We start from the raw sequence: 21,013 nt of genomic DNA, 5'->3' as shown, positions 1-21,013 counted from the left end.
CTGGTCGTACAAATAGGCTTCGGCCATTGCGATGCCGCTGGTCGCTGGCGCGTAATAAGCCGAGCCGGTTTTCAGCAACGCCACGATTTCGCCGCCACCACTGCGGGTCCGTTGGACAATGGCGTCAATGCGCTCTTGAGTCGACATACCCATGGCAATGAGGTCAGGGACGGGAATCCCGGAAACGGTTGAGTATTGAATGACGGGAACCATCGTGTCGCCATGGCCGCCAAGCACAAAACTAGTCACGTCCTTTACCGACACGTTAAATTCATCGGCCAGGAAATGGCTGAAGCGGCTTGAATCCAGCACGCCTGCCATGCCCACAACCATATTGTGCGGCAGGCCGGAAAATTCACGCAACGCCCACACCATCGCATCCAGCGGGTTGGTGATACAGATGACGAAGGCGTTAGGCGCGTTGGCAGCAATGCCTTCGCCCACCGCCTTCATGACCTTCAGGTTGATGCCGAGCAAATCATCACGGCTCATGCCGGGCTTACGCGCGACGCCGGCGGTGACGATGATTACGTCTGCGCCAGCGATATCAGCATAATCATTGGTGCCCGTGATCTTCGCATCAAAGCCCTCGACAGGGCTGCATTGTGAAAGGTCAAGCGCCTTGCCCTGCGGAACGCCTTCGACAACGTCGAAAAGGACGATGTCGCCAAGGCGCTTTAATGCTGCGAGATGGGCGAGGGTGCCACCGATGTTACCGGCACCAATGAGTGCAATTTTCTTGCGAGCCATGAAAAACTGTCCTTCCCTTAGGGCTTTATAGCGGAATTATCGCGGCGTTACGCCGAATCGCTGTGGATAACAACCCAATAAAGGTCCAAAGTTAACGGTTTTTATGATAACAGTTCGCAATAGCATTAACGGAGAATATGGGGCCGTTAGGTCCCTGCGACCCTTCGTAACATCTCCATCCAAATAGGGATCTGACCATGAAACCCTTCGGCCCAGACGCGTTCATCTAGGCCATGCGCGCCTTCCTTCTGACCTACGATACCCCAAAGACCACCAAATCCATAAACAGGTATACCGGCCGACCGCAAAAACGCCCCATCGGTCGCACCGGCGGATTGAAAGGGTAAAACCGGCGCATTGGGAAAGCGGGTGGCGACTGCCGCCTCATAAGCTTTGGTGATATCGTCGCGCATCGGCGAGGGCGCTGTTTCAGGGGTCTGTGATCCTTCGACCGGAATTACGGCCACGTCCGGGCCTGACAGCGACTGCAATTGCTGCCGAACGTCCTCGATCTTCACGCTGGGAAAAATCCGGCAATTCACATTGGCCTCGGCTTTCTGTGGCAAGGCGTTAGGCGCATGCCCGCCCGAGAGCATGGTCGCCACACAGCGCGTGCGCGTGCTTCCAGGGTCCATGGCTTCTAACAGGTCGGCGGTCTCGCGGTCCTTGGGGTCGGCAAGAAATCGGCGCACCAGCTCTCCATATTGGCCGCTGTCTCCCTTTGCGAGCATTTCATAACTTGCGCGCGTGGCATCGTTGATCATCGCAGGGAATCGATGCCGTTCAATTGCAGTGAGTGCACTGGCCAGCGCATATATGGCATTGTCAGGACGCGGCGCACTACTGTGACCGCCGCGGTTTACGGCAGTCAGGCGAAAATCAGCATATGTTTTCTCGGCAATCTGAATGCCAAAGCCTTCGACTCGCCCGTCCGGAAAAACGGAGCCGCCGCCGGCATCACCGTTAAGCGCATATTCGGCGTCAATCAAATCGCGCCATTCACTTGCGGCGCGCCGCGCGCCATTACCGGTAGTTTCTTCGTCCCCGGTGAACAGCACAATGATATCTCGCGTCGGTTCGAATTTTTCCGTACGCAGATATTGAAGAGCAAGGACAATTCCCGTCAAAGCGGCCTTATTATCGTTCGAGCCACGGCCGAGATAATAGCCGCCTTCCTCACGGAACTTGAATGGCGGATATTTCCAGTCACTCGCATTGGCAGCAACCACATCCATATGCGCCATCAGCAATATCAGCTTTTTTCCCGACGGCTTGGCAGCTGGCCAGCGCGCAATCAGAGTTTGGGTGTTGTCATGGTCCTTGACGACCACGTTCGTGATGCCGGCTTTGCGAAACTCCGCTGTCAACAATGAAGTAAGCTTTTTGAATTCCGCTGGCTGTCCCTCTACCGTTGGAATCTCGACGACCTTTGCAAAAAGATCCCGCTCAGATGCATGTCTCGGACTGGGCGCTTGCGCATGCGCGCCGCTTGCCAGCGCCAAAAGCCCAGCTAGTAGAAAACTGTTCCGCACCATCATGTCTCTCTCCCCTTTTCGCGATGCTAGCGCGCGCCATGCCCCTCCGCCAGATAATCTTCTGATTGCATTTCCATCAATCGAGAAACTGTCCGGTCGAATTCAAACCGCCCGTCACCTGCCGGATATAGGTGATCAGGCTCGGCATCAGCGCTTGCCAGAAACTTCACCCGATATTCGTACAGCGCGTCAATCAATGTCACAAAGCGCGCCGCCTCGTTACGATTATGTGGCCCCAATACCGGGATGCCGACCATGATCACAGTGTGAAAGCGCCGAGCAATCGCGAGATAATCCGCAGCGCCGCGTGCCTCGGCACATAAGCGTTTGAAGGAGAATACGGCGACGCCCTTCAATGCCTTGGGCACATGTAACACACGCCCGCCACCAACATCCATTTCCAACGTCGGCACGTGTGCGCGATCCTCGGGCGGATAATCGGTCATTCGGAAGAACGTTTCTGACAAGGCGGCAGTTGCATCGGGACCGTTAGGCACAAGCCAGATTTTGGCGCTGCCCAAACGATCCCGCCGGTAATCAGTTGGCCCGTCAAGGGCCACGATATCGAGGCTGTCCTTTACCAGCGCAATGAAGGGCAGAAACAACTGCCGGTTCAAACCATTCTTGTACAGATCGTCCGGATGCCGGTTCGAGGTTGTGACGACAGTAACGCCAGCGGCGATGAGACCCGAAAACAGCCGTGACATGATCGCTGCATCCGCCATGTTGTTGACCACCATCTCGTCAAAGCAAAGCACGCGCGCCTCATCGGCCAACGCCGCGACAATCGGGGGGATCGGGTCGCCTTCTTCCTTAACGCGCTCGGCCTTTAGCCGGGCATGGATGTCGAGCATGAACTCATGGAAATGCGCACGGCGCTTGCGCTTGATATGAACGCTATCATAAAACAGGTCCATCAGCATGGATTTGCCGCGCCCCACACCGCCCCACAAATAAAGACCGCGTGCGGGGTCAGGTTTGCGCCCCAGAAAACGCCAAATTGTGCTACCACGTGGCGGTACAGCCTCAAGCTCGGACTGCACCCGGGACAGCGCAGCCACCGCGATGGCTTGATCGTGGTCCGCCTTCAATTCGCCTCCGGAGACCAATGCCTGATAATTTTGGGCCACGCTAACCATCAGCAGTTTCAATCATTATTCTCACGCAGGGGGTTAGAGAACGCCGGGTAAGAGAGGCTGTTCCCAATCATGGCGTTCCGTGCGTTTCTGCGCGCGAGGTTCATCTCTTTGTCGGCTTGCGGATCGTGCCGGAAAAAGCAGCCACGCGCGCTTCGCCTTGCGACACGATACCGCGCATGAACAGAAGTCGGCCTGTTTCTTTCAACAATTCGACTTCAGCCTCAAGAGGTTCGCCGATCACACCAGCGCCAATAAACTGCACGGACAGGTCCAAAGTGACTGCCGCACCTGCCTCGATGAGGCCGAACATGCGCGATGCCCCGAACATAGCTACATCAATGAAGCCCAGCGTTACCCCGCCATGTACCGCGTTGCGCAAATTGCTGTGCCGGTGTTCCGGATACATGCGCAAACGGGCCTTGTTATCGCCATCGCTGCGCACCAGCATTTTGCCAAGCACCGTACCATTATAGCGGCTGGCGTCAGTCATCTGCCAGTTCAGCCAACCGGGATTGTCCGGGTCCGGACTGCTGTCAAATGCGGGTGTATCCAATGAACGTCCTGACGCTTAAAGGTGGCGCTCGGCAATCATCTTCTTTGTTTCCGCAATGGCCTTTGCAGGGTTCAAGCCCTTGGGACATGCGTTGGCACAATTCATGATCGTGTGGCAGCGATAGAGACGAAATGGATCCTCCAGCTCATCCAGGCGCTCACCCGTCATTTCATCGCGGCTGTCCGCCAGCCAGCGATAGGCTTGAAGCAAGATAGCTGGTCCAAGGAACTTGTCGCTATTCCACCAATAAGACGGGCAGCTTGTCGAGCAGCATGCGCACAAGATGCACTCATACAGGCCGTCAAGTTTGGCGCGATCTTCGGGTGATTGCAGGCGCTCTTTGCCCGACGGCTCCGGTGTGACGGTCTGAAGCCAAGGCTTGATCGATGCATATTGCGCATAGAAATGTGTGAAATCGGGGACGAGGTCCTTGATGACTTCCATATGCGGCAGTGGGGTGATCGTGACTTCGCTTTTGCAATCTTCAATGGCCGTGGTGCACGCAAGCCCATTCTTGCCGTCGATATTCATTGAGCAAGACCCACAAATGCCTTCGCGGCACGAGCGGCGGAATGTCAACGACGAATCTTGCTCGCCTTTCATCTTGATCAGCGCGTCGAGCACCATTGGGCCGCAATTGTCGGTATCAACCTCGAACGTGTCGTAACGTGGGTTTTCCCCGCTATCGGGATCGTAGCGATACACCTTGAATTTTTTGGTCTTACCGCCAGTTTTGGCAGCGTGAACAGTGCCCTTTTGGACCTTGCTGTTCTTTGGGAGGAAGAAATCGGCCATATCAATATCCTGTGGACTTTAACGTCTTGCAATTCCGTGTCTGACAACGCCCTAACCAAGCGATTAAGCAATCACAAGCCCTCAACTGCGTCTTCTCTGGTTGCCTTTTCTGCAAGTCGGACTCGAAGCTTGTCTATCTTGCGCCCGTCCATGTCGACAACCTCAAAGCGCCAGCCTTGATCGGTGAACGCCTCGCCCTCTTCAGGCAAATGCCGCAATATATGCAGCACATGTCCCGCTGCGGTTGCGTAGTCACGATCTTCCGGCAGGTCGATGCATAGCGCCTCTGCCATCGCATCGGCGGACATGGAGCCGGAAACGAGCATTGAGCCGTCATCTAACGTAATGATGTTCGGCGCACTACCCTGCGCCTGATCAGAGGCAAATTCGCCTGCAATGGCCGACAACAGGTCGTTCGGAGTCACGATCCCTTCGAAATGTCCATATTCGTCATGGACAAGCAGCATGGGCACGTCCGATGAACGCAGGATTTCCAGCGCGTCCATAGCATCGAGCTGATCGGGAATAATCTCGGCGCGGCGCATCAGTTTGCGAATATCGAGCACTTCACCGCGAATCTGTGCCGCGACTATATCGCGCGATTGCACAACGCCGATAATGTCGTCGCCGTCTTCACCTGTGACCGGCAAGCGCGTGTGGAGCGAATTCAACAGCGAATCGCGCACGGCCTCTTCCGAAGCATCTGACGATATACGGTCGACATCCGTTCGGGGCGTCATTACTTCCCGCACCGGTCGGTCAGCCAGACGGACAACGCCAGCAATAACCTTGTGCTCGTGCTCTTCGATGATGCCTGCATGAGTGGCTTCCGCAAATACCATGCGCAATTCTTCGGCGCTTAATGCGTCGCGGGTATCCCTGCGAAGCCCAAGTGCGCGGAATATGGTCGCGCTGGATTTGTCGAGAGTCCATACGATTGGAGCAGTTATCCGCGCAAGCAACTCCATTGGGCCAGCCATGATGACTGCGATCCTCTCCGGGGCGATCAGCGCAAATTGCTTGGGCACCAGCTCGCCGACAACCAAGGACGCATAGGTTGTAATGCTAATGACAATGCTAAAACCCAAAGTCTCAGACCAGTCGCGGTCCACGCCCCATAATGCTATGCGGTCGGCAACTGGCCCGCCCAAGGTAGACCCTGAATAGGCCCCGGCAATAATGCCGATGAGCGTAATGCCAATTTGCACTGTCGACAAAAATTTTCCCGGGTCGCGTCCAAGCCGAAGTGCAGCCGAAGCGCCGCGCTTGCCGTCTTCCGCCATCGCCTTAAGCTTTGCCGTACGTGCGGACACGATGGCGAGCTCAGACATGGCAAAGACGCCGTTGAGGGCGATAAGTGCCAATATGGTTGCGGCATCAAGCCACGGGAAAGGTTCGAGAGGTTCCATGAGGACATTCGCGCCATAGAGCCAAAAAAGGGGATTTGGCAACAAAATGAAGTAAAAAGCGTTATGGTGAAATGATGCAACCGATTGAAATAATAATCGCCGGTTCATCATAGATGGCGTTTAAGCGACGCCCAGTTGAAAGGGATAATAATGAAAAAGAACCAAATGATAACGCTGACGCTGGTTGCAGCCATGCTTCCACTGTCCGCTTGCGTCACTGATCCTGAGACAGGGAACCGCACGATTTCGAAAACCGCAATTGGCGGTGTCGGCGGGGCACTTGGCGGTTATCTGCTTGGTGACTTGATAGGCGGGCGCCGTGACCGCACAGAAAAAATCGTGGGTGCGGGCATTGGTGCCGTCGCTGGCGCTGGCGTCGGATATTACATGGACGAGCAGGAAAGAAAGCTTCGTCAGCAAACCGCAGGCACAGGTGTGAATGTCATTCGTGACGGCGACAATCTTGTGCTCGACATGCCGTCGGAGGTAACGTTTGCGGTGGATAGCTCAAACATTGATGCAGGCTTCCGCAGCACCCTCGACCAGGTCGCAGCGACGCTGACTCAGTATGAAAAAACCTATGTCGATGTTATGGGCCATACGGATTCGACGGGATCGAACGCCTATAATCAGGCACTGTCAGAACGTCGTGCGTCAGCAGTTGCGAATTATCTGACGTCGCGCGGGGTCCAATCTGCGCGTCTGGCAACACGTGGTTATGGCGAGAGCCAGCCAAAGGCGAGCAACCTTGACGCAGCAGGGCGTTCTGCAAACCGCCGCGTTGAAATCCGTCTTGTTCCCGTAACGCAGGGATAATCGGTTTAGACCGGGACACCCTGTAACAATTTGGGCAGCGCGCCACTTTCGCCCCGTGCCTCGGCCATGAAAAAGGCCTTGGCCGGAGTTGCGCGCTGCACCATTGCCATTCCGAAACGCCGAACTGCGGACGCTGTCTTTCCCGGTATGGAGAACAGACGGTTTAGTCCGTCAGTTGACGCTGCCACTAGCAATGTATCAATACTGCGCCACCGGCCATAACGGTCAAGCAACTGCGCATCACCAAAATCGAGACCAAGGCGCATCCCGTCAACCAGAACCTCGGTTAGGGCCGCCACATCACGCAGGCCCAGATTGAGACCCTGACCCGCGATCGGGTGAATGCCGTGGGCACTGTCACCAATCAATATTAGCCGTTCAGCAGTGATCGACGCGGCATGGTGAAAGCCCAATTTGTACGATGACAAAGGCGCGGACAATTCGACCTTGCCCAATATGCCGCCCATGCCCTTTTCGAGTTCTGCAGCATAGGCGCGGGGCGACAGCTTTAGGTAACCGGCAGCATCCTTGGAGTCTACTGACCAGACGATTGCTGAACGATGGCGGCCCTCGTCGGAATCCAGCATGGGCAGTACTGCAAATGGCCCCGTAGGGTAAAATATTTCGTAGGCGATATTGTTATGTGGTCGCTCGTGATAGATCGCGCCTACGATGGCGTGATGGTCATATTGCCAATGGGCAATATTTATCCCCGCCGCTTCGCGGGTCTCGCTCTTGCGGCCCTCGGCGACTATTATCAAATCTGCGGAAAGCATTTGTCCGCTTTCTAGTGTGACCTTCGCTCCGATACTATCGCGTGACTTGTCGATGATTTGGGCAGGCATGTGCAGATGGATAGCCGGATGTTCTTGCGCTGCCTTGTAAAGCACTCCGCGCAAATAACGGCTTTCGAACATCTGGCCCAAAAATCCGTCGTCTTCGGCTGGGGCAAAATCAAGCGATCCGGGTTTTAGGCCATCGCTAACCCAGATTTTCTCAATTGGGCAGCCTTTGCCAGCCAAAGCTTCGCCCAGGCCCATAGCCTGAAACAATTTATAGCTTGAGCTCGATATCGCGAAAGTGCGGCCATCGAAGCCGGCTTCGAGCATATTGGCTTGATCTGCGCGGTCGATGACGTGGCTGCTGATGCCCTGCGATGCCAAAGCCAATGCCTGGGTGAGACCGATAAGCCCACCGCCGATGATGATTACGTCTGCCTTGTTTTCCATGATGCACTTATGCCGCAAGGAGGCGCGGGATTCAAAGGAGGATTTTGACCGTAGCTTTCGGGCTGCCGTTCTCCTTTTGCCCTGTAATACTTGACGGGGAGTCCAGCGAAGGCGAAAAGGGCGCATCTGGTCATTGGCGACCTCATTTAACACTGGCATTGTGATATGGCCTCGCGCGTCTCTAAATTTACGTCGAAATCAAATATGGCCAATTGGCGTCAAGTGATGCGTGCGTCTCTGATTCGCAGTGGCGCGTTGTTTGGTGCCGCCGCGTTGGGCGTCTTTGCGATCTTTTACGGGCTAGCTGTGCTAAGCTACTCGTCCGCAGATGCTGCATATAACAGCGCAGCAGCCGATGTGCAGCATAACTGGATGGGACAAAGCGGCGCGTATCTGTCGGACGCGATGCTGTTTGTGTTCGGTGTTCCTGCCATTTTTCTGTCGCCCCTGTTACTGGTTTTTGCGCGACGTTTATGGCGCGATGTTCCGCAGCCCCAGTGGAAACGGCAGTTGGTTTTATGCTTGATAGGGATGCTGCTGACTGGCTTTGGCATGGCCTATTGGCAGCACGGTAGCGATATCGGACTTCCTGCAGGTTGGGGCGGTGCGATTGCCTTGCTCTTGGACAATGCCGCAGTCGCGCTCGTGGGGCAGGTCAAAGGTATTTTGGGTACGTTCCTGCGTGTTCTTCTTATATTTGGCGCGCTGGCAGGCGGCTTGGCGCTGGTTATCCGCTCGCTGCAGCTCGAACGTCCGCTTTTGCGGATACCAACCCTCGCCATGCCGAAATTTGCTGCTGCAAAAGGCGAAACCCGCGCCCTCGTTGGCGATGATGCAGCAGTGAGGCAGATCGTCGAACCAAAGCCGCCACGTAAAGCGGTAGAACCTGACCAGCGAAAGCCACCCGTCATCGAGGATCGCACGCTTGCGCCCAAAAAGGCGGCCTTTTCGACAGGGGCAAGGCAAGGCGATTTCTTCGGCAGCTTTACGTTGCCTTCACTTGATCTGCTCGATCCACCACCGTCGGTTTCTGTGCCAAAGCTCGACAAGACTGCGCTTGAGGCCAATGCGCGCTTGCTGGAATCTGTTCTCGACGATTTCCATGTGAAGGGGCAGATCGTCGCTGTCCGTCCCGGCCCTGTGGTGACAATGTACGAATTGGAGCCTGCAGCGGGAATCAAATCAAGCCGTGTCATTCAACTGGCTGAAGACATTGCACGCAACATGTCCGCGCTTTCTGCGCGTGTTTCGACGATCCCCGGACGGACGGTCATGGGTATTGAGCTTCCCAATGCCCACCGGGAGGCTGTCGTCTTTCAGGAAATGGTCGGCTCCGACGCTTTTGCGGAACAAAAGGGCGCGTTACCGATAATATTGGGCAAGAATATCTCGGGTGACCCGGTCATTGCCGACCTTGCTCCAATGCCCCATCTTCTGGTGGCAGGGACGACCGGATCCGGCAAATCGGTTGGTCTCAATTGCATGATCCTGTCACTGCTTTATCGGCTGACACCTGACCAGTGCCGGATGATCATGATCGACCCCAAGATGCTTGAACTGAGCAGCTATGATGACATCCCACATCTCCTGTCGCCTGTTGTGACAGAGCCTGCCAAGGCCATTCGCGCGCTCAAATGGGCAGTCGAGCAGATGGAAGAACGTTACCGGATGATGTCCTCACTGGGCGTGCGCAACCTTGCAAACTTCAATGAGAAAGTGCGCGCTGCCAAAGCAAAGGGTGCGCCATTGGGCCGCAAGGTACAAATCGGCTATGACCCAATGACTGGCCAGCCGCAATATGAGGAAGAGAGCCTAGCTTACGAGCCGATGCCGCAGATCGTCATCATCGTCGACGAGTTGGCAGATCTCATGATGACCGCTGGCAAGGAAGTCGAATTCCTGATCCAACGTCTGGCGCAAAAGGCGCGTGCAGCCGGTATTCACTTGATCATGGCTACACAGCGTCCGTCGGTAGACGTCATCACCGGCGTCATAAAAGCGAACTTGCCCACCCGGATATCTTTCCATGTGACCTCCAAGATCGACAGCCGGACGATTCTGGGCGAACAGGGTGCAGAGCAACTGCTGGGTAAGGGCGATATGCTCTATATGGCTGGTGGCCGGGGATTGACGCGAATTCACGGACCCTTTGTGTCCGATGATGAAGTGCGCCGTGTTGCCGACCATTGGCGAGGCCAGGGGCAGCCTGAATATATTCAGGCGGTAACCGAAGAACCCGAGGACGGCAGTTTCGACTTTGGTGGGATGGGCGGCGACGATAGCGAAGAGGATGCGCAATATCGCAAGGCATGCCAAATCGTGTTCGAAAGCCAAAAGGCGTCAACCAGCTGGATTCAGCGGCAATTACGGATCGGCTATAATAGCGCGGCCCGCCTGATCGACCGGATGGAAGAAGACGGTTTTATCAGTGCGCCCAACCATATCGGCCGCCGTGAAGTGCTGCGTGACCGTAACGGCGACCCGATTTAGACGTTAAGACGCGGTTCAAGGCCATTGCAATATTGGTTGTTGTAACCTCTCCAAGGAAACAAAGATGTCATTTTCAAAATATGCCCTGTTGTTTGCGCCAGTAGCGCTTGTGGCAACAGTGCCTACCACGGCTCAGTCCTCATCCATGCAGATGGCGCGTGTGGTGCAGCATATGAAGGCCGTGGGCACAATGTCAGCGAATTTTACGCAAACGGACCGGAATGGCGGAATGTTGACGGGCAAATTGCTTTTGAAGCGCCCGGGCCACGTCCGGTTTGAATATCAAAAAGACGTGCCGATGTTGATTGTGGCGGATGGTCGTGCGCTGACGATGGTTGATTATGAGGTGAAGCAGGTACAACGTTGGCCGATCCGGAACAGCCCACTTGCTGCTTTGCTTGATCCAGGTCAGGATCTTGCCCGCTTTGGCAAGATTCTTCCGACCTCCACAGATGACGTTGTTAGCGTTGAAGTGCGCGATGCAAAGCGACCGGAGTTTGGCACGATCACTATGATATTCGTTAATAAACCGGGCGCTCCTGGTGGACTGACGCTAAATGGATGGGTCGCGCTCGATTCGAAAAACAACCGCACGAGTATCCGACTCAGCAACATTGATTACAACGGCCCGATCGCCAAAAACGCCTTTACATGGAAAGACCCGCGACCCGTCAGACGAAAATCGTAAAATACGTCGATGAACGGATGCTGAGCACCGACAAGTCGCATGGCCTGACTAGTTCGTTCATCTGAACGACAGGAATGCCATAGTATAAAATGCTTGTTAGCGGCTGATAGCTCGTGTGGTTTTCCCCCTGTTGCCCACGACAACATGTCGCCGTTGATACCCGCGTGACGAACGCAAGCTTAGCCCTCATCCCAAATGCCCCCGGGATGAGGGCTTTGCTTTTTTGGGACTGAGTTAACTTCATCGACTTGCTCCAAAGGCTTCCGCCATCTAGGGCCATGATTCTATGTCCCAGACCATCCGTATCGCTTCGTGGAATATCAACTCGGTCCGCGCCCGTATCGACATTGTCGAACGGTTTTTGAAAGAAGAAGCGCCGGACGTTTTGTGTCTGCAGGAAACCAAAGTCATCGACAGCCTTTTTCCCGAGGGTTTGTTCCGTCAGCTAGGCTACCGTCATTTTGTCGTAAACGGGATGCCGATGCATCATGGGGTCGCCATCGTCAGCAAATTGCCGTTGATCAACCGCCGGGTGGAAGACTGGCAAGCTAATGGCGAAGCGCGGCATATTGGCGCCGAGCTTAACGTTGATGCTGCCAAAGGCGTCCGGATTGACAATGTCTACATCCCTGCAGGGGGCGAAGTGCCGGATAGCGAGGTCAATTCCAAGTTCGGACAGAAATTGAGCTTTCTGAAACGTATGGCTGAATGGTCGCGAAACGTGACGCAGCCGACAATCCTGACCGGAGACTTCAACGTTGCCCCCTTGGAACAGGATGTCTGGAGCCATAAGCAATTGGTCAATGTCGTGAGCCACACGCGAATCGAGTGCGAGCATCTGGCAGAGATTCAGGCAGCAGCGAACTGGGTTGATGTCGCGCGGCACTTTGTTGACCCGTCCAAGAAGCTGTATACTTGGTGGAGTTACCGCGCACAGGATTGGGAAACATCTGACCGGGGACGTAGGCTTGACCATATGTGGGTGACACCCGATTTAAAGGAAAAGGCGAAGGCGCATATCGTGCACAAGCATGTGCGCGGCTGGGGCAAGCCATCCGATCATGCTCCCATAGTGACGGAATTCGCCTTTTGATCGGTGCCATGACAGAATTGGGCAATCCGCGCCGTGCAGCGTTGGCGATTGATGCGCTGCGTCGAGGTTGGCCAGTAACTATCCGGCACATGGACAAGCAGCTGACTGTATTGGCTATCGAAAATGCCCAGGATATTTCTGGCGCTCGCGCATTGTTGCTTTCGGAAAGTCGCGCCGCAACCCTGAAGCTTACCAACCAGCGCGCGGCGGCGGATGGGCAGCAGGCCGTACTGATTAAAGCACCGCCTGATCTGGACCTCCGTCTTGCATTGGCAGTCGCTGACCCAAGTCTTGATCTCGCATATCCGATGAAAGGGCCTTTTGTCGCACTTGCGCCAGATGACGGTCCATCAGCGACAGCGGCCATTGAGCTGGCGCGGTTGGCGGGTTTGCTCCCGGCATTTCTGGTTTTGGACGGTTCGGATGATGAACCTGTTTATGTCAGCCCGCAAGATGTCGCTGCGTTCGACGACAGCGGGGCGTTGCGGATCGCGGCGAGGGCCAAATTACCCGTTGCTGCAAATGCCGATGCCGAAATTGTGGCGTTCCGCACTGCAGTCGACGCGTCTGACCATGTGGCGCTGGTGATCGGCACACGCGATTCTTCGCCGCCAGTCGTCCGGTTGCATAGCGAGTGCCTGACAGGCGATGTTCTTGGCAGCCTGAAATGCGACTGCGGGCCGCAATTGCATGAGGCACTGCAGCAAATATCGGACGCGCGCTGGGGGATATTATTATATCTGCGGCAAGAGGGGCGGGGAATCGGTTTGATCAACAAGCTGCGCGCTTACGCGCTTCAGGATCAGGGGTTTGACACCGTTGATGCGAATACCCGTCTGGGCTTTGCTATTGATGCCCGCGATTTTTCGGTCGCGGCGCGGATGCTTGAATTACTTGGTGTCGAAGGAGTGCGGCTGCTGACCAACAATCCGGAAAAAGTGGACGGATTGCAAAAGGCAGGCATCAAAGTCGATGAGCGGCTACCACTTAAAATAACGGCCAATCCCCACAACGCGCATTATCTGGAAACGAAGAAAAGCAGGACGGGTCACGCGCTGTAGGCTGACATGATTTAAGCAAATTAGCGGAAAGGACGCGGCAACCCGCGCGGGTCTTCTACCCCCGGCGCAGGCCGCTGCTCGCGGCGGCCACCTGTTGCCCTTTCAATAAACCCTTCATCCAGCAGTTCGGGCTCCGACGTGGGAACGAGGCCCGGGTCTCTGATCACGGGATCGCCCTCAATGGGCATGCCGTTTTCATCGAACAGCAGAAATTCCTCTTCCTCACCAAGCAAGGGCTCTTCGCCTTCAAGTCTTTCAGGGAAGGTAACCTCAGTGGCGAATTTCTCCATCGGACGTCCTGCTACGGCAACGCGCATAAACGCTGCCCAAGCCTGTGCCGGAGCACGGCCACCTTCAAGCCCGCCAATTGACCGCGCGTCGTCACGGCCCATCCATACACCCGTTGTGAGACCACTTGAAAAGCCAAGAAACCACCCGTCCTTGTTGCTTGACGTGGTGCCGGTTTTGCCGGCGACCGGTCGACCGATATTGGCCGCACGACCAGTGCCTGTGGCAACTGCCGTCTGCATCAAATCGGTCATGGCGCCTGCGACCCAATCATCCACCAACTGCACCGAACTTGAAGGCTTCGCCGCGTACAGAAGCTCGCCATCAATCGTGGTGACCTTGGAAATGCCGTAAGGGGTCACGTTACGACCATTCGCCGCGACCGCAGCAAAAGCCTGTGTCATGTCGATAACGCGCGTTTCTGATGTGCCAAGCACCATGGAAGGCAAGGTATTGACGGGCGTGGTGATCCCGAATCTGCGCGCCATGTTTGCAATGCTGCTGGTGCCGACTTCCTGCCCGATTTGAGCGGCAATAGTGTTTTTCGAATACGCAAAGGCTGTTCGCAAGGAAATCGAACCAGCATAATTGCCACCACTATTTTTCGGTTGCCAACCATCGATTTCTACGGGCTTGTCTTCGACGATGTCTTCAGGTCGAAACCCTGCTTCCAACGCCGTTAAATAGACGAACAATTTCCACGCAGAACCCGGTTGCCGGACCGCAGTGACCGCGCGGTTGTAATTGCTGGTGACATAATCGGTGCCCCCGACCATTGCTTTGACAGCCCCATCCCGGTCAATAGCCACCAATGCGCCCTGCGCCCCGCGTGGGACGTTTGAGGCAATCGCAGTGGTTGCTGCACGCTGCATCTTGAGATCAAGCGTCGTCCACACATCGATCGGTTTTTCGGTCTCGTCGATGAGGCCATCCAGCTGCGGCAAAACCCAGTCGGTGAAATAACGGACGCTATCCTGCGGTGATTCATCTGCCAGCTTCACTTCGGCCGGCTCAACGCTCGCTGCCTCGGCAGCTGTAATCATGCCGGCGTCCTGCATGACCTTGACGACGACAGTGGCCCGGTCCAATGCCGCCTGTGCATCGGCTGTTGGCGAATAACGGGATGGTGCCTTAACCAAGCCTGCAATGATGGCTGCTTCCGCAAGGCTGATATTCTCCGCGCCATGGTCAAAGAACCGGCGGCTCGCAGCATCGACGCCATATGCGCCGCCGCCAAAATACACCTTGTTCAGATAAAGCTCCAGAATCTGGTCTTTGGAAAATTTGGTCTCCATAGCCAGCGCAAGAATGATTTCACGTATCTTGCGGCCAAATTCCTTATTGTTGTTAAGATAGATGTTACGTGCAAGCTGTTGCGTGATGGTCGAGCCGCCCTGAGTCCATCGCCCTTCTGCCGCGCGCACATAGAACGAACGGGTAATACCAATGGGGTCGACACCGGGATGCAAATAATAACGGCGATCTTCTACCGCGACCATCGCGTCTTTCATTTCGGACGGCAGCTGGTTTATCGTCAACCAACGCCCGAAACTCGGACCGAGCGACTGAATAACAGTGCCGTCGGCTGCTCGAACCCGGATCATCTGCCCATTGGGCGATGCCTTCAAATCTTCAAAGCTGTCAATTTCCCCGCGGGCGATGGCAACAAAAATACCAAGCACCATCACGCCCAGTAACACTGCGACAACGCCCGCTTTGGCGATGCGTAAAAACCACGTTCCCATTGGGCCACGTTCTTTCGAGATCTTGCGTGTGCGTGCCATGGCGGCGGTGTTAATCGGTCCCGGACTCGCCGACAAGCGCGTTCTTAGTCGGGGTCGAATGCAAGCGCGGCGCTGTTAATGCAGTATCTAAGTCCGGTTGGTCCGGGCCCGTCAGGAAAGACATGGCCCAAATGCCCCTCACAGGCGGCACAGCGTACTTCGGTACGCACCATGCCGTGCGACACGTCCGTATGTTCCTCGACAACCTGGCTGTCGGCAGGCGCGGTGAAGCTGGGCCAGCCTGAACCGCTGTCGAATTTCGTATCGGAGGCAAATAATGTTGTTCCGCACCCGGCGCAGCGGAATTCGCCATCGCGCTTTTCGTCGGTCAGTTGACCAGCAAAGGCGCGCTCTGTGCCAGCCTCGCGCAGGACATGATATTGCACCGGGTCTAACTCTGCACGCCATTCGGCATCGGACTTGATTACTTTTTCCATCGAAAGCACCTTTCGTATGTGGAATGTGGTGTTGCTGGCAAAGCGGTTCAAGGGCGGGGCTTAACAGTTATTTTACCACGATTCCGATATACCGCGCAGGCTATGACAGGACCAGGTCATAAGCTACGCGCTGTGGGAGCGTTGGGGCTATTGCCGTTGCTATTGGCCGCGGGAGAAGGTGCTTGCCTTTTGTGCGCCAGCGACGAAACCCAAATGACATCAGTGGCCGAACGCAGCATACCCTTGTCTATCGAAATAACGACCAAACTTGATTTTAGCCGTGCTGCCTTGCCGGCATCGGGCGGCGGCCGGATTGACCTTGACCCCCAAAGCGGGAATAAAAGGGTTCATGGCGGCGTTGTTGATCTTGGCGGCGCCGCGCTGGCGGGAACTGCTATCGTTAAAGGTGAGCCCGGACGGGCGATACGTATCGAGATACCAAGCAGCGCACGCATGACTTCGCCAACTGGTGGCGTCGTCACTATCACTGGGTTACGCACAAATCTGGTGGGCGGCTCGCGCCTAGACTCCACGGGACGTCTTAACTTTTCATTTGGCGGCACATTGGTCGTTCAAGGGCACGTCTCAGGCACGTTTCGTGCTCGAATACCTATTACTGCCCAGTATCAGTGATTACCCGCGCCGTGCTGCGGCCCGCGCAATGCGCACGAGCTCCTCTTCCAATATGGTGATGGCAAGGCCTTCGCGGACCTGCATCAATTTTGATTCGACCTCAAGCAAATGGCTGTTCAGACCCGAAAGGCGCACAGATGGCCAGCGGGCCAGTTGTTGCGCATAGCTGTCGGCATCTTTCCAGAAAATGGAGCGCGTTGCCTTGACGACGGCGCCAGGATTTGCGCCATTGTCGACCTTCGCGCGCATGGCAGCAAGCATGGTTACACGGCGTTGCATCGCTCGAATGATGCGGATGGCGTCAACCCCCATGTCACGCGCGGCGGCCAACTCGCGGCCAGTGCCACGCAAGTCGCCGCCCATGACCAGATGCACCAGTCCGTTCACATTTTCTTCTCCGGTTTCGGCGGACAGGGCCTCGAATACGGGTATTTTGACCGTCGCGGGGCGCTGCGGTGACGCGTCATAATACAACGACAGTTTTTCGATTTCGGCCTGCGCCAGCTTTCGGTCTTGCCCAGTATAGCGCGCAATACGCGCGGCCAGCGGTCTATCGATTTTTAGACCCGCCGTCGCCGCATAAGCGATAACCGAAGCGGCGGCATCACCCTCTTCCGGCAAATAACAGATATGCGCCATCGCGCGCGGATGGGCTTCCGCCAGTTTGCGTAATTTGCTGGCTTTGGTCAGGTTGCCAGCAGTTGCGATGACGGGGTTTACGTCGCCTTCAAGCGCGAGCAAATTCTCGACTGCCGCCAGCCCTTCCTCGCGGCGGAAATTCAAACGGATATGCCGTTTGTCGCCAAATAACGAAAGTGCAGATGCTTCATCGGCTAATAAGGCCGGGTCATTGCGGATTCGATCACTGTCGATGTCGATGCGTTCCGATCCAGCCAGCTGCGCGGTCATTTGCGCGGCAATATCGGCTACCGCCGATTCATCCTGCCCGAATATGAAAAATAGCCGGACATCGGGCCGTGCGTTGATGGCACTTACAAAGCTGCGTTCTTTTGCGCTGCTCATTCGCCGCGGGCGTAGATGGAAAGTCGCGTGACAATCTGGTCCGCGACCTTCTGCGTTAGATTTTCAAGCGCGCTGTTTTCCCCGGCGATCGTGGCATATTCCGAACTGACGACGTCAATACCGGCGTCTGATCCTGCAGTCGCATCAAGCACAGTTTCCCCGGTGGCGATGGAGACAAGCTGATAACGGGCACGCAAGGTCCGCCGCTCGCGCGTGACAGTGTCATCAGCCCGTACGCCAAAGCCCTCGATCTGATCGTCGAGCGCGACAATGAGTCTGAATTGCGCATTGCTGCTCTCTTGACCGCCCAAGCGGTCATTCAACGCGTTGCGCATTAGCCATCCGCTTTTACCCTCAATGGGTGCGACGCTGATCGTTCCAAGGGTGCTTGCAACCGCACCTTTTGATCCGCCACTGTACAATGGCTGCAGACCGCAAGCGGACAACATTAAAACGAAAAGGGCCGGGGCGATGAAACGGTTCATAGGACGATGTTAACCAGCCTGTCGGGTACGACGATGATTTTTTTAATTTCTGCCCCGTCAACGGCATGCTGAACCTTTTGGCTAGCGAGTGCAAGTGCCTCCATCTCCGCTTGAGCCAGGCCCTTGGCGACAGTGAGTGTATCGCGCAGCTTGCCTCGGACCTGAATGGCAATGGTAACCTCGTCTTCATCAAGCAACGCTGGGTCAACCTCTGGCCATGCAGCGTCAGCGATAAGTCCGCCGCCCAGTTGCGGGCCAAGCTGCGTCCAGGCCTCTTCCGCCAAATGCGGCACCATAGGTGATGACAACAAGACGATTGTCCGAATGGCGGCATCACGGCTGGCCGATGGTGCGGCTTTCTCGATGGCGTTGGCAAGGTCGTATATCTTGGCAACTGCCTTGTTAAAGGCAAGCGCTTCGATATCCGCGCCCACGCCCGCAATTACCTGATGCGTTTTGCGGTCCAGAGCCTTGTCCGAACCTTCCGTGCCGCTCACTTGTGATGTCAGACGCCATAAACGCTGCACAAAGCGCCAGCAGCCCTCAATACCCGCTTCGGACCATTCCAGATCGCGTTCGGGCGGGCTGTCGGAAAGCATGAACCAGCGAACGGCGTCTGCGCCATATTGGTCCACAATGTCATCGGGATCGACGACATTCTTTTTGGATTTGGACATTTTTTCGATGCGGCCAGCGACGGCAGGCGCACCGCTGTCGATGATGGTCCACATGTCGCCCTCGCGGCGAACCTGTTCGGGGCTCAGCCACGTGCCTTTCGCGTCCTGATACGTCTGGTGCGTCACCATGCCCTGAGTGAACAAAGAAGCGAATGGCTCCTTCACATCGATCAGACCGATATGGCTCAGCGCGCGGGTCCAGAAACGCGCATAGAGCAAATGCAAAATCGCGTGTTCGACACCTCCGATATACTGGTCAACCGGAAGCCATTTTTCGGCAACCGCCCGATCAAAGGGCTTGTCATGTGGCTGGCTCGCAAAGCGGACAAAGTACCAGCTTGAATCGACAAAGGTGTCTAGCGTATCAGTTTCACGGCGGGCGGGCAGGCCGCAGCTTGGGCAGTCAACCTTGCTGAATGTCGGATGACGGTCCAGCGGATTGCCCGGAATGTCGAAGCTTACATCTTCGGGTAGCTTTACCGGCAACTGGTCATCAGGCACGGGAACGGCGCCACAGGTCTGGCAATGGATGATGGGTATGGGCGTACCCCAATAACGCTGACGCGAAACGCCCCAATCACGCAGACGATATTGTGTCTGGCCAACTCCCCAGCCTTCGGCCTGCGCCTTGGCGATCACATCAGCCTTGGCTTGATCGATGGTCATGCCATCCATCCAGTGCGAATTCACGATCGTGCCGGGACCAGTGAAAGCAACATCGCCTTTAAAGTGGCTGTCGGTCAAATCGCCATCGGCAACAACGCGCGTCACGGGCAAATCATATTTGCGGGCGAAGTCGAGATCGCGCTGATCATGTGCGGGGCAGCCAAAAACCGCCCCTGTGCCATAGTCCATCAACACGAAATTGGCGACATAGACCGGCAAATGCCAGCTGGCATCAAGCGGGTGCTCGACGGTCAGGCCAGTGTTGAACCCACGCTTTTCAGCAGTTTCAATGTCCGCAGCTGTTGTTCCACCCTTGCGGCATTCCTCTATGAAGGCCTGCAAATCGGGGGCATTGGCGGCGAGCTTCTGTGCGACCGGATGATCGGCTGCAATCGCGACGAAGCTTGCGCCGAACATCGTGTCGGGCCGGGTCGTGAAGACGTCGATGCCAGCGGTCCCGCCGGGAAAGCGAAAGGTGCATTTCAAACCCTGCGATTTACCGATCCAGTTTTCCTGCATCAACCTCACCTTGTCTGGCCACTGGTCAAGCGAGCCCAGCCCAGTGAGCAACTCGTCTGCAAAATCGGTAATTTTCAGGAACCACTGGCTCAGTTTGCGGCGCTCGACCAGCGCGCCGGAACGCCACCCCTTGCCATCGATGACTTGCTCGTTGGCGAGCACGGTCATGTCAACGGGGTCCCAGTTCACCGCCGATTCCTTGCGGTACACAAGCCCTGCGGCATATAGCTTTAGAAAAAGCGCTTGTTCATGGCCATAATATTCCGGTTCGCATGTCGCGAGTTCACGCGTCCAGTCAATCGCGAAACCAAGCCGTTTCAACTGTGCTTTCATGTTCGCGATATTGTCGCGCGTCCAGCCGCCGGGGTGGACATTCTTTTCCATCGCCGCGTTTTCGGCAGGCATGCCAAATGCGTCCCAGCCCATGGGGTGAAGCACTTCATGCCCCGTCATGCGCTTGTAGCGCGCCAAGACGTCGCCCATGGTGTAGTTGCGGACATGACCAATATGAATCCGGCCCGACGGATATGGAAACATTTCAAGGACATATGCGCGGGGCTTGGACGAATTGTCATCCGCGACAAAACTGCGGCGTTCTTCCCAAATCTTTTGCCACCGCGCGTCGGCGACGTGCGGGTTAAAACGCTCTGTACTGGACATCAAAATTACCCGGTGATGGACGACCGACGAAGGTCACGTGCCTTGGTGAGGATGACAGCTTCTAGCTTCTGCACAGTGGCTGCGCGCAACGGTGCTGCCACCCACTGTCCATTTTGCGAAACTTCGCGGCTGCCGGCAACGCGCAGGGCGTCGGCGCGAAGGTCCTGATCAAGGATAGAAATCGTCAGCTTGACGCGCTCGCCAGGGCTTTGCGGATTTACATACCAGTCGGTGACAATGACGCCTCCTGCCGAATCGGTCTGAACCAACGGCATAAACGACA

Annotated in this window: 19 protein-coding genes; 6 read left to right on the top strand and 13 right to left on the bottom strand. The window is 56.0% G+C overall.

Annotated features, from left to right (window positions below):
* From mdh to ACK4S7_RS10205, 6 genes are all read right to left on the bottom strand, one after another.
* Positions 1-750: malate dehydrogenase (gene mdh, locus ACK4S7_RS10230; RefSeq protein WP_409646499.1), on the bottom strand; the 750-nt coding region annotated here is incomplete at its 3' end.
* A gap of 146 nt (positions 751-896) precedes the next feature.
* The gene (locus tag ACK4S7_RS10225) at positions 897-2,288 is read right to left on the bottom strand and encodes a M20/M25/M40 family metallo-hydrolase (RefSeq protein WP_409646498.1); all 1,392 of its coding nucleotides are present in this window, start codon (positions 2,286-2,288) and stop codon (positions 897-899) included.
* 23 nt (positions 2,289-2,311) lie between these two features.
* A complete protein-coding gene (gene zapE, locus ACK4S7_RS10220) occupies positions 2,312-3,424 on the bottom strand; it encodes a cell division protein ZapE (protein ID WP_409646496.1) in 1,113 nt (370 codons plus the stop codon).
* 100 nt (positions 3,425-3,524) lie between these two features.
* Positions 3,525-3,977, bottom strand: coding sequence for a PaaI family thioesterase (locus ACK4S7_RS10215; protein WP_409646494.1), 453 nt, complete (start codon positions 3,975-3,977; stop codon positions 3,525-3,527).
* 15 nt (positions 3,978-3,992) lie between these two features.
* Entirely contained in the window at positions 3,993-4,772 is a 780-nt protein-coding gene (locus ACK4S7_RS10210; protein WP_409646492.1) for a succinate dehydrogenase iron-sulfur subunit, read from the bottom strand.
* 71 nt (positions 4,773-4,843) lie between these two features.
* Positions 4,844-6,181 carry a hemolysin family protein gene (locus ACK4S7_RS10205; protein ID WP_409646491.1) on the bottom strand — a complete coding sequence of 446 codons (1,338 nt, stop codon included), beginning with the start codon at positions 6,179-6,181 and terminating at the stop codon, positions 4,844-4,846.
* 150 nt (positions 6,182-6,331) lie between these two features.
* On the opposite strand from ACK4S7_RS10205, the gene ACK4S7_RS10200 reads away from it, so the two are divergent.
* Positions 6,332-6,997 (top strand): OmpA family protein, encoded by a 666-nt coding sequence (locus ACK4S7_RS10200; RefSeq protein ID WP_409646490.1) that lies wholly within the window; start codon positions 6,332-6,334, stop codon positions 6,995-6,997.
* Between the two features lie 5 nt (positions 6,998-7,002).
* Here the strand turns inward: ACK4S7_RS10200 and ACK4S7_RS10195 are convergent, their stop codons facing one another.
* Complete coding sequence (locus ACK4S7_RS10195; protein WP_409646489.1) at positions 7,003-8,226, bottom strand: FAD-dependent monooxygenase; 1,224 nt, start codon at positions 8,224-8,226, stop codon at positions 7,003-7,005.
* Positions 8,227-8,451: 225 nt separating this feature from the next.
* Between ACK4S7_RS10195 and ACK4S7_RS10190 the strand changes: the two genes are divergently transcribed.
* From ACK4S7_RS10190 to ribA, 4 genes are all read left to right on the top strand, one after another.
* A complete protein-coding gene (locus ACK4S7_RS10190; protein WP_409646487.1) occupies positions 8,452-10,716 on the top strand; it encodes a DNA translocase FtsK 4TM domain-containing protein in 2,265 nt (754 codons plus the stop codon).
* A gap of 64 nt (positions 10,717-10,780) precedes the next feature.
* Positions 10,781-11,404: a LolA family protein gene (locus ACK4S7_RS10185; RefSeq protein WP_409646485.1), complete on the top strand. Its 624-nt coding sequence runs from the start codon at positions 10,781-10,783 to the stop codon at positions 11,402-11,404.
* A 286-nt stretch (positions 11,405-11,690) separates the two neighbouring features.
* The gene (xth, locus tag ACK4S7_RS10180; RefSeq protein ID WP_409646484.1) at positions 11,691-12,497 is read left to right on the top strand and encodes an exodeoxyribonuclease III; all 807 of its coding nucleotides are present in this window, start codon (positions 11,691-11,693) and stop codon (positions 12,495-12,497) included.
* Positions 12,498-12,505: 8 nt separating this feature from the next.
* Positions 12,506-13,558 (top strand): GTP cyclohydrolase II, encoded by a 1,053-nt coding sequence (gene ribA, locus ACK4S7_RS10175; RefSeq protein WP_409646482.1) that lies wholly within the window; start codon positions 12,506-12,508, stop codon positions 13,556-13,558.
* 20 nt (positions 13,559-13,578) lie between these two features.
* Here ribA and ACK4S7_RS10170 read toward each other — a convergent pair whose 3' ends face one another.
* Together ACK4S7_RS10170 and msrB are read right to left on the bottom strand one after the other, a co-directional pair.
* Positions 13,579-15,630: a transglycosylase domain-containing protein gene (locus ACK4S7_RS10170; protein ID WP_409646481.1), complete on the bottom strand. Its 2,052-nt coding sequence runs from the start codon at positions 15,628-15,630 to the stop codon at positions 13,579-13,581.
* A 44-nt stretch (positions 15,631-15,674) separates the two neighbouring features.
* Positions 15,675-16,067, bottom strand: coding sequence for a peptide-methionine (R)-S-oxide reductase MsrB (msrB, locus tag ACK4S7_RS10165; protein ID WP_409646479.1), 393 nt, complete (start codon positions 16,065-16,067; stop codon positions 15,675-15,677).
* 213 nt (positions 16,068-16,280) lie between these two features.
* On the opposite strand from msrB, the gene ACK4S7_RS10160 reads away from it, so the two are divergent.
* Positions 16,281-16,700 (top strand): DUF4402 domain-containing protein, encoded by a 420-nt coding sequence (locus ACK4S7_RS10160; protein ID WP_409646477.1) that lies wholly within the window; start codon positions 16,281-16,283, stop codon positions 16,698-16,700.
* On the opposite strand, the gene holA is transcribed toward ACK4S7_RS10160, so the two are convergent.
* The 4 genes from holA to ACK4S7_RS10140 form a co-directional block, all read right to left on the bottom strand.
* Positions 16,701-17,723, bottom strand: coding sequence for a DNA polymerase III subunit delta (gene holA, locus ACK4S7_RS10155; RefSeq protein WP_409646476.1), 1,023 nt, complete (start codon positions 17,721-17,723; stop codon positions 16,701-16,703).
* The gene (lptE, locus tag ACK4S7_RS10150) at positions 17,720-18,208 is read right to left on the bottom strand and encodes an LPS assembly lipoprotein LptE (RefSeq protein ID WP_409646474.1); all 489 of its coding nucleotides are present in this window, start codon (positions 18,206-18,208) and stop codon (positions 17,720-17,722) included. The genes holA and lptE overlap by 4 nt, the downstream gene beginning before the upstream one ends.
* Positions 18,205-20,730 (bottom strand): leucine--tRNA ligase, encoded by a 2,526-nt coding sequence (leuS, locus tag ACK4S7_RS10145; RefSeq protein ID WP_409646472.1) that lies wholly within the window; start codon positions 20,728-20,730, stop codon positions 18,205-18,207. Before leuS ends, lptE begins: the two co-directional genes overlap by 4 nt.
* Positions 20,731-20,735: 5 nt before the next feature.
* Positions 20,736-21,013 (bottom strand): DUF3576 domain-containing protein (locus tag ACK4S7_RS10140; protein WP_409646471.1); only part of this gene is annotated, 278 nt, incomplete at its 5' end.

It is taken from the genome of Sphingorhabdus sp., from assembly GCF_046292425.1.
Lineage (GTDB): Bacteria > Pseudomonadota > Alphaproteobacteria > Sphingomonadales > Sphingomonadaceae > Sphingorhabdus_B.
Note: the sequence above shows the minus strand (reverse complement) of the source record. Positions and strands in the feature narration are given on the sequence as shown.

What these genes read in the sequence shown, in the direction of transcription:
- msrB (WP_409646479.1), bottom strand. Translation starts at nt 16,067, where the DNA reads ATGGAAAAAGTAATCAAGTCCGATGCCGAATGGCGTGCAGAGTTAGAC.
- zapE (WP_409646496.1), bottom strand. Translation starts at nt 3,424, where the DNA reads ATGGTTAGCGTGGCCCAAAATTATCAGGCATTGGTCTCCGGAGGCGAA.
- ACK4S7_RS10225 (WP_409646498.1), bottom strand. Translation starts at nt 2,288, where the DNA reads ATGATGGTGCGGAACAGTTTTCTACTAGCTGGGCTTTTGGCGCTGGCA.
- lptE (WP_409646474.1), bottom strand. Translation starts at nt 18,208, where the DNA reads ATGAACCGTTTCATCGCCCCGGCCCTTTTCGTTTTAATGTTGTCCGCT.
- ACK4S7_RS10160 (WP_409646477.1), top strand. Translation starts at nt 16,281, where the DNA reads ATGACATCAGTGGCCGAACGCAGCATACCCTTGTCTATCGAAATAACG.
- ACK4S7_RS10190 (WP_409646487.1), top strand. Translation starts at nt 8,452, where the DNA reads ATGCGTGCGTCTCTGATTCGCAGTGGCGCGTTGTTTGGTGCCGCCGCG.
- ACK4S7_RS10205 (WP_409646491.1), bottom strand. Translation starts at nt 6,181, where the DNA reads ATGGAACCTCTCGAACCTTTCCCGTGGCTTGATGCCGCAACCATATTG.
- ribA (WP_409646482.1), top strand. Translation starts at nt 12,506, where the DNA reads ATGACAGAATTGGGCAATCCGCGCCGTGCAGCGTTGGCGATTGATGCG.
- ACK4S7_RS10210 (WP_409646492.1), bottom strand. Translation starts at nt 4,772, where the DNA reads ATGGCCGATTTCTTCCTCCCAAAGAACAGCAAGGTCCAAAAGGGCACT.
- xth (WP_409646484.1), top strand. Translation starts at nt 11,691, where the DNA reads ATGTCCCAGACCATCCGTATCGCTTCGTGGAATATCAACTCGGTCCGC.
- holA (WP_409646476.1), bottom strand. Translation starts at nt 17,723, where the DNA reads ATGAGCAGCGCAAAAGAACGCAGCTTTGTAAGTGCCATCAACGCACGG.
- ACK4S7_RS10170 (WP_409646481.1), bottom strand. Translation starts at nt 15,630, where the DNA reads ATGGCACGCACACGCAAGATCTCGAAAGAACGTGGCCCAATGGGAACG.
- ACK4S7_RS10200 (WP_409646490.1), top strand. Translation starts at nt 6,332, where the DNA reads ATGAAAAAGAACCAAATGATAACGCTGACGCTGGTTGCAGCCATGCTT.
- leuS (WP_409646472.1), bottom strand. Translation starts at nt 20,730, where the DNA reads ATGTCCAGTACAGAGCGTTTTAACCCGCACGTCGCCGACGCGCGGTGG.
- ACK4S7_RS10195 (WP_409646489.1), bottom strand. Translation starts at nt 8,226, where the DNA reads ATGGAAAACAAGGCAGACGTAATCATCATCGGCGGTGGGCTTATCGGT.
- ACK4S7_RS10185 (WP_409646485.1), top strand. Translation starts at nt 10,781, where the DNA reads ATGTCATTTTCAAAATATGCCCTGTTGTTTGCGCCAGTAGCGCTTGTG.